Here is a 2571-nt window from a genome sequence, read left to right as displayed (position 1 = left end):
CGGGGAGTCGTAGGAGGACAGCAGATCGGCGACGTCCTTCTCGCTGCCGGGCTTGACCGTGAAGGTCAGGGCGTGGCGGACGATGCCGGCGCCCAGCCGCGGCGATGCCTGCAGCCGGGCGAGCGCGGGCCGCTGCGCGTCCTGGTAGCCGCGGCCGGTCTCGCGAAGGACGGTGTACTTCAGCGGGCGCATGGCACGGGCGCAGGCACCGAGCGGGCGCACCTGCTCGGCGTGGTGCTCGCTGTTCACCCAGGCGAGGTACTGCGGCGCGCTCTCCCACTCGCTGGTGATGAGCCACTGCGAGGGGTTCTCGAAGGACTGGCAGAGCTGGTCGCTGATGTGGCCCGGTTCCGACGCGATGTCGTGGCGCAGCTGCTCGTAGGCCTCGAAGAACCGCTGCTGGGCTCCTTCGTGGAGGTCCATCAGCAGGACGACCCGGAGCATCGAGCCGTCGAAGGCTGACTGTGACACCCGTTCGGACAGGGTGGTCGTCATCTGCTCACTCCTTCGTGAGGGCCCTACGTGAGGGCGTGGAGTTCGATCGCGTACGGACCCTGGTCCGTCCTCGGCGGTGGCCGCCCGCCCGGCGGCCTTCTCGGTGGAACGCAGGCCGGGGCGTCTTGGGGGAACCGCTGTCGCTCATCGTCATCCGGGTAGGGATGTACCGCTACATCTCCGGATCAAGCGGGTGACAACGGGCGAATCTCCTGGGCTCGGCTGCCGATCGGGGGCATAAAGAGTCCACTCCCCCACACAGAAATCAGGAGCTCGCAGCTGATGGAAGACACCGCAGATGTTCGCGTACCGGTTCTCGTCGTGGGCGGGTCCCTCGTGGGTCTGTCCACTTCACTGTTCCTGAGCCGTCACGGCATCAGACACATGGTCGTCGAGAAGCACGCAGGCACTTCCGACCACCCGCGCGGCCGCGGCATCAACGCCCGGACCATGGAGCTGTTCCGGGTGGCCGGGGCGGAGGGCGCGATCCGGCAGGCGGCCTCCGTCCTGGAGAACAACATGGGCATCCTGCAGACGGATTCCCTGCTGGGCGGCGAGCACAAATGGCTGGTCAAGGCCATCGACCCGTCGGGTGCGCTGGCCAAGTTCAGCCCGACCGCCTGGTGCGTCTGCAGCCAGAACAACATCGAGCCGATCCTCGCCGCGCAGAGCCGCGCGCAAGGGGCCGACGTACGCTTCTCCACCGAGCTGATGAGCTTCGACCAGGACGCCACGGGGGTGAACGCCCTGGTCAAGGACCGCAAGACGGGTGAGCACCTCACCGTGCGCGCCGACTTCCTGATCGCGGCCGACGGCCCGCGCAGCCCCGTACGCGAGCAGTTGCGCATCGCGCAGACGGGCAGCGGCGAGCTGTTCCACAACGTCAGCGTCACCTTCCGCTCGCGCCGGCTCCTCGAGGTGCTGGGCGACCTGCGCTTCATCGTCTGCTACCTGATGAAGCCGGGTGCGGACGGGGCCCTGCTGCCGGTGGACAACGACACCCAGTGGGTCTTCCACGCGCCGTGGCACCCGGACCGGGGCGAGACCCTGGAGGACTTCACCGAGGAGCGCTGCATCGAGCAGATCCGGGCGGCGATCGGCGTACCGGACCTGGACGTGGAGATCGGCGGCAAGGCTCCCTGGCACGCGGCCGAACGGATCGCCGAGCGGTACTCGTCCGGGCGGGTGTTCCTGGCCGGGGACGCGGCCCACGAGATGTCCCCCACCGGGGCGTTCGGCTCCAACACCGGCATCCAGGACGCGCACAACCTGGCCTGGAAGATCGCGGCGGTCCTCGACGGGTCGGCCGGCATCGGCTTGCTCGACACCTACGGGGCGGAGCGCCTGCCGGTGGCCCTGGCGACCGCCCAGCGCGCCTCGGCTCGTTCCGCGGAGCACAGCCACCCGGGGTACGTGCCGCCGCCCACCATGAGCGGCGGGCCGGGCAGCGGGGTCCTGACGACCGCGATGGCGTACGCGTACCCGTGCGGGGCGATGGTCGGCGGCGACCCGGACCGGCCGGTCATCCCCGAGGGGATGCGGATGAAGGGCGACGTCGGCACCCGCGCCCCGCACATGTGGCTGACCCGGCCCGACGGCGAACGGATCTCGACGCTGGACCTGTACGAGCGCTCGTTCGTGCTGCTCAGCGGCGCGGGCACGCCGTGGAGCGCGGCGGCCGAACGGGTGGCCGAACGGCTGTCGGCGAAGCTGGACGCCTATGCCATCGGATCCGGGCCGGGGGCCGATCTGGTGCAGGAGGCGGGCGCCGACTGGGTCGAGGTGCACGAGCTGACGGAGGCGGGCGCGGTCCTGGTGCGGCCGGACGGGTTCGTCGCGTGGCGCTCGCAGGGTGCGGCGGCCGATCCGCAGGCCGCGCTGTTCGAGGCGATGTCCGAGATCCTGCGCCGGGCCTGACCCGGCTGACCTGCCCGGCCTGCCCGAGCGGCCGACCTGGCTGACCGGCCTCACCGCCGGGTGGTCCCCCTGCCGCCGGCCCGTAAGCGGGCCGGGGGCAGGGGCGTTTTCGGGTGCCCGGGTGCCCCGGGCCCGTCAGCCGCCGTCAGCCGCAGGCCC

General features: G+C 71.2%; 2 protein-coding genes. One reads left to right on the top strand and one right to left on the bottom strand.

The window, feature by feature from the left end:
* Window positions 1-495, bottom strand: a 495-nt coding sequence (locus ACWGDE_RS38095) for an antibiotic biosynthesis monooxygenase (protein ID WP_453393666.1), incomplete at its 3' end; no start/stop codon positions are given.
* 282 nt (window positions 496-777) lie between these two features.
* Here ACWGDE_RS38095 and ACWGDE_RS38090 point away from each other — a divergent pair.
* Window positions 778-2412 (top strand): FAD-dependent oxidoreductase, encoded by a 1635-nt coding sequence (locus ACWGDE_RS38090; protein WP_453393665.1) that lies wholly within the window; start codon window positions 778-780, stop codon window positions 2410-2412.
* Window positions 2413-2571 lie beyond the last annotated feature (159 nt).

The organism is Streptomyces sp. NPDC054956 (assembly GCF_053609185.1).
This window is presented reverse-complemented; position numbering and strand designations above follow the sequence as displayed.

Excerpts from the sequence above, each read along its gene's own strand:
- ACWGDE_RS38090 (WP_453393665.1), top strand. The coding sequence starts at position 778 with ATGGAAGACACCGCAGATGTTCGCGTACCGGTTCTCGTCGTGGGCGGG.